The organism is Streptomyces sp. NPDC059649 (assembly GCF_042734445.1).
Classification (GTDB): domain Bacteria; phylum Actinomycetota; class Actinomycetes; order Streptomycetales; family Streptomycetaceae; genus Streptomyces.
In genome coordinates, this window is the sequence record NZ_JBHWDV010000115.1 from 1 (window position 1) to 4764 (window position 4764).

General features: G+C 69.5%; 6 protein-coding genes and 1 pseudogene. 6 read left to right on the forward strand and 1 reads right to left on the reverse strand.

Going from position 1 to position 4764, the window contains the following annotated elements:
* Positions 1–103 precede the first annotated feature (103 nt).
* Entirely contained in the window at positions 104–577 is a 474-nt protein-coding gene (locus ACFV1J_RS40190; protein WP_385866943.1) for a TetR/AcrR family transcriptional regulator C-terminal domain-containing protein, read from the forward strand.
* Between the two features lie 164 nt (positions 578–741).
* Here ACFV1J_RS40190 and ACFV1J_RS40195 read toward each other — a convergent pair whose 3' ends face one another.
* Positions 742–1128: a hypothetical protein gene (locus ACFV1J_RS40195; protein WP_385866944.1), complete on the reverse strand. Its 387-nt coding sequence runs from the start codon at positions 1126–1128 to the stop codon at positions 742–744.
* 101 nt (positions 1129–1229) lie between these two features.
* Between ACFV1J_RS40195 and sigJ the strand changes: the two genes are divergently transcribed.
* The 5 genes and pseudogenes from sigJ to ACFV1J_RS40220 form a co-directional block, all read left to right on the forward strand.
* Complete coding sequence (gene sigJ, locus ACFV1J_RS40200; protein WP_385866946.1) at positions 1230–2147, forward strand: RNA polymerase sigma factor SigJ; 918 nt, start codon at positions 1230–1232, stop codon at positions 2145–2147.
* 310 nt (positions 2148–2457) lie between these two features.
* Complete coding sequence (locus ACFV1J_RS40205) at positions 2458–2670, forward strand: helix-turn-helix transcriptional regulator (RefSeq protein WP_385866949.1); 213 nt, start codon at positions 2458–2460, stop codon at positions 2668–2670.
* A 55-nt stretch (positions 2671–2725) separates the two neighbouring features.
* Positions 2726–3046: a hypothetical protein gene (locus ACFV1J_RS40210; RefSeq protein WP_385866951.1), complete on the forward strand. Its 321-nt coding sequence runs from the start codon at positions 2726–2728 to the stop codon at positions 3044–3046.
* Positions 3047–3530: 484 nt separating this feature from the next.
* The gene (locus ACFV1J_RS40215) at positions 3531–4472 is read left to right on the forward strand and encodes an ABC transporter ATP-binding protein (RefSeq protein ID WP_385866954.1); all 942 of its coding nucleotides are present in this window, start codon (positions 3531–3533) and stop codon (positions 4470–4472) included.
* Positions 4469–4764, forward strand: a pseudogene (locus ACFV1J_RS40220) (ABC transporter permease); the annotation flags it as partial. The gene ACFV1J_RS40215 and the pseudogene ACFV1J_RS40220, both read left to right, overlap by 4 nt.

Below are 4764 nucleotides of genomic sequence, written 5' to 3' on the forward strand. Positions count from 1 at the left end.
GCCCCCCCGCGGGGGTTCTTATCTGGTGAACCTCCTTGTGTTTAACTCCCTCCCGGGCTTGGCCCCGCCCCGCTCCCCCCCCCAGGGGGGGGGGGCCCGGTTTTTGTACCCGGCCCCACCGCCCCTTTCAGCCAAGGAGACCCTCTACCGCGAGACCGTCGAGGCCGCCGCCGACCGGATCGGCGCGCAGTACCTCGCCATGGTCGAGCAGCTGCGCGAGGCCACCGCGGACGATGACCCGCGCGCCCCGCTCACGGCCGCGGCCCGCTGCCTGCTCCAGGCGTTCAGCGCCGAAGACGCCCACGCCGTACGGCAGTTGGCCTCCGCTCAGGCGGCGCCGTTCCCCGACCTGGCGGCGAGCGTACGCGAGCGCACGTCCCTACGCGTACGTTCCGCCCTCGCCGACCGCCTGACCCGCCTCATCCTCACCCGCCGCCTGCGCGCGAGCGACCCGGAGCTCGCCGCCGAGCACTTCCTCTCCCTGCTCACCGGCCCGCCGGAGTACCGTCCCGATGCCGACCCGGACACCGTCGCCGACACCGCCACAGACGTCTTCCTGCGCGCCTACGGAAGATGACCGCCCCCGCCCCACGGTCACGACACCACGCATCGGCACGTGCGGCGCTCCCACTTGCGGCGCTCCCACTTGCGGCACTTCCACTCAAGACGGTCGATACCTCAAGGCGCGTTCCTCACGAAGGTCCGCGCCCGCTGCTCAGCACCCACGGCCGGCCTGCCCCCTCAGCGCCGGGCCAGCGACAGCACACTCAGGCCGAACATCAAGACGCCCAGGGGGAGATGGACCGACGGCACGTGCGCGATGCCCAACGCGACCTGGGCGGAAGCGAGTACGAGGAATCCAGACGCGCGCCAGACAGGCCGGGGTGACCCGCCGCCCGGCTTCCACGCCAGCACCGCCGCGAGCACATACAGCATCGACGCCCCGTACATCACACGGGCTCCGACACTGTGCAGCGTCTCTCCGTAGGACGAGGTCAGCAGCAATCCGGCGGAGACCGCCTGAAGGAAGATGGTCAGGGTCTGCAGGGCGATCGCGATCCGCAGCAATGAGGAGCCGCGCTGTGCGTGCGCCGTCGCCGTCACCGCTGCCGTCACCTGAGTGGCCATCTCACAGTCCCCTTTTCCGCCCTCGGGCAGTGGATCGATAAGGTCTCACCGGCTCGACGACGCGGGCCTGCGAAAGGTAAGGCGAGGGGGCGGCCGGACGCATGGGGACTGTCAGGGCCAGCACAGATGACATAGCCGGCGAGCGGCGCCAACTGATCAATGTCGCCTACCGGTTGCTCGGTTCGGTGACCGAGGCCGAGGACGCCGTCCAGGATGCCTACACACGCTGGTGCGGGCTGCCGCGCAGCCGGCAGGAGGAGATCCGGTCCCCCGGTGCCTGGCTGACGACGGTGACCAGCCGCATCTGCCTGGACCTGCTCGGCTCGGCGCGGGTCCGGCGGGAACGCTATGTGGGCGCCTGGCTGCCCGAGCCGCTGCCCGACCGCACCGAATGGGACCACGCGGGCGGCGCCGACCCCACCAGCCCGGCGGACCCCGCCGATCAGATCGTCCGGGACGAGTCGGTGGCCATGGCCTTCCTCGTCGTCCTGGAGTCGATGACGCCCGCCGAGCGGGTGGCGTTCGTCCTGCACGACGTCTTCCGGTATCCGTTCGCCGAGATCGCCGACGTGCTCGGCCGGACCCCTGCGGCCTGCAAACAGCTGGCGGCCTCCGCCCGGCGGCGGGTGAGCGTCGGGCGCACTCCGGTGACGGCGACCGGCCGGGCCGACGTGGTGAGACACGTCAAAGAGGCATGGGAGAACAAGGACATCGCGGCCCTCGTCGGCCTCCTCAACCCGGCCGCCGTGATGACCGCCGACGGCGGCGGAATGGTCGGCACCGTCCTGCACCCGGTCGAGGGCGGCGCGCGCATCGCCCAGTACATGGTCGCCATTGCCGACAAGGCTCCGGGGCTCGAACTCCTGGAGCGATCGGTCAACGGTGCGCCGGGCCTGGTGGCCCGGCGTGACGGCGTCGTCGTGACCGTGGCCTCGTTCGACGTCTCCGACGGATGCGTCACCCGAATCTGGGCAGTCCGCAACCCGGAGAAGCTACGACCGTGGACGCGGGAGGGCTAGCCAGGCAGTTGGGTCGACCGAACGCGCCGACTCGACCGAAGGACGGTCAACCGCATCGAGCAGGGGCACACTCTGCCGGTCTCTACCGACTACTGCTGATCGCGGATTCCCTCAGCGTGCGAGCCGGAGCCGCACTCACGGGCGAGGTTGCGGCGTTCCAAGGAGTGGTCGGGGATGCACTCGCCCTTTCATGCCGGGCTGGCCACCAGGACGGTGAGCTCGGTGCCCGAGGTGCCGTGCGAACGCACCCGCGCTTCCCGCTGCAAAGCAAGCTTGACAACCGCCACGGGGTGACAAGTACGCTTTACAGGTGCGAAATAGCGTCAGGGAACTGCGGTCGTCACGAGGGCTCTCCCAGGGCCAGCTAGGCACAGCCCTCGGGGTCTCTCGGCAAACGATCAACGCGATCGAGACCGAGCGGTACACCCCCTCCCTGCCGCTCGCCTTGTCCATGGCCAAGTTCTTCGAGGTCAGCGTTGAGGAGATGTTTCATGTCGATGAGAGCCCAGCAGATGGCGAGTAACACAGCCAGGCGGTCCGTCCCCGGGTTATTCCTCGCCCTCGGAGTCGCCTGCCTCGTGGCCGCGACGTTCGGCGGCCGCCTCGCTCCCGGCCTGGTGGCATTCGGAATCCTGGCGGTCTGCAGCCTTGCCTTAGCGCTGCTGGGACGCCGGAGCGAGACCTATCAGGGCCTCACCGAGAAGGCTCCTGACGAGCGCTTCGCCCGGATCGGAGGGCGAGCCTGGGCCGGCACGGGAGTAGTGCTTACCGTGGGAAACCTCAGCGCCTTCATCGGTGAGCTGGCATCCGGACGAAGTGGCGATCCGTACTTCTGGTTCGTGGCCACCGCCGCCCTCTCCTACATCACGTTCGTCGCCTTCTGGTCCCGGCACACCTGAGAAACCATCGCCTCGAACGGCTCGCCACCGTGCGTCCGCCCAGGCAACGCGATCAACCTGGACACCGGAGACCGATGTCCGGCCGAGCCCGCGGCAGCTCGCGTGGTGAGGTGCTCGGCGAATACTCCGTCGGTCATAGGGCGGGGCTTCATCGCTCCCCATCCGAGTCGGAGCTCGTAGGGGCGTGTCCTAGTCCACCGCCTGCAATGCGCTACAGAAGAATCCTCTTCTCGTCGGGCAGGGGTCCAGGCGCCCAGACGTTCAGGCACCCAGGCGTCCGCGCAGAGTGGCGCATCTTCTCCTGCGCGTCCGCGGTGTCCACCGCGTCCACCGCTGCCGATACCCCGGCGCTCCTCGGGGCCCGTCCGGGGATCGTCGCGGTGCATGCCGGTCGTCAAAGGTTTCATGAGCATTCAACTGACTGCTCCTGGCCATCGTTGGGCACTGCATTTACGGTCCTTGAGGCTTTCGAAGGAAGGACCTCATGGACGCACTCCTCGCAGTCCGGGCGCGCGGGATCAGCAAGTGGTTCGGCGATGTCGTCGCGCTCGATGGTGTCGACCTGGATGTGACGCAGGGACAGATTCACGGCCTGGTCGGACCGAACGGCGCCGGCAAGACGACCCTGCTCGGCCTCCTGCTGGGGCTGGCCGTCGCCGACAGCGGCAGTCTCGACATTCTGGGGACACCGGTCGGGCGGACGCTCGACGCTCCCGACGGTGTCGCCGGGTTCGTGGACGGCCCTGGTCTCTACCCCTCGCTCACCGCCCGGCAGAACCTCGCCGCGCTGGCCGCGCTCCGCGGTGACGACACGCGGACGGCGACGATCGACGACGCTTTGGCGCAGGTCGGGCTCACCGATGTCGCCGACGAACGGGCCCGCGGCTTCTCCCTCGGCATGCGACAGCGGCTGGGGCTGGCCGCGGCGCTGCTCACCAAGCCCCGGCTGCTGGTGCTCGACGAACCGTCCAACGGCCTCGACCCGGCCGGCAAAAAGCACGTACACGGTGTCCTGACCCGGCTCGCGACGGACGGCACCAGCGTCGTGCTCTCCAGTCACCGCATGGACGACCTCGAGGCCCTCTGCTCCGACGTCACCATCCTCGCCACCGGGCGGGTCGTCTTCTCCGGGCCGCTCGGCAAGCTGGCCGCCGAGGACCAGGAGCTCGACTACCGGGTACGCACCTCCGATGCGCACGCCGCCCGTCAACTGGCCGCCGAAACGGCCGGGGTACGCCTCGTCGATGACACCGGGACACGGCACGATGCGCAGGTACTCGTCGTACGCGCGCTGGCGCCCGCCCTCGACGAATTGATGGTGCGGCTGGTACAGGCCGGCGTCGCGGTACGCGAGCTCTCCCCCCTGGTATCGCCGCTCGAGGCAGCGTTCCTCGCCCTCACCGGACCAGAGGAGGCCGGACGATGACCGCGACCCTCGCCCACGCCCAGGCCCAGCCCCACGGTGCCGGTATCCGCCGCGCCTCGGTGGCGCGTTGCTACCGCTTCGAGCTGCTCAAGCTGGTCTCGCAGTGGCGGATCCGCCTGCTGGTTCTTGCCTGTTGGATCGCGCCGGCGCTCTTCGTCGCCGCGGTGAGCCAACAGAGCTCGCTCCCCGTCGACACCCTTTTCGGCCGTTGGATGCACGCCACGGGATGGGCCGGACCGCTGGTGATGCTCGGTTTCGCGGGCACCTGGGCGCTTCCGCTGCTGACCTCGGT

Bases quoted from the DNA above. Each gene is read 5' to 3' on its own strand.
- ACFV1J_RS40215 (WP_385866954.1), top strand. From the start codon at position 3,531: ATGGACGCACTCCTCGCAGTCCGGGCGCGCGGGATCAGCAAGTGGTTC.
- ACFV1J_RS40195 (WP_385866944.1), bottom strand. From the start codon at position 1,128: ATGGCCACTCAGGTGACGGCAGCGGTGACGGCGACGGCGCACGCACAG.
- sigJ (WP_385866946.1), top strand. From the start codon at position 1,230: ATGGGGACTGTCAGGGCCAGCACAGATGACATAGCCGGCGAGCGGCGC.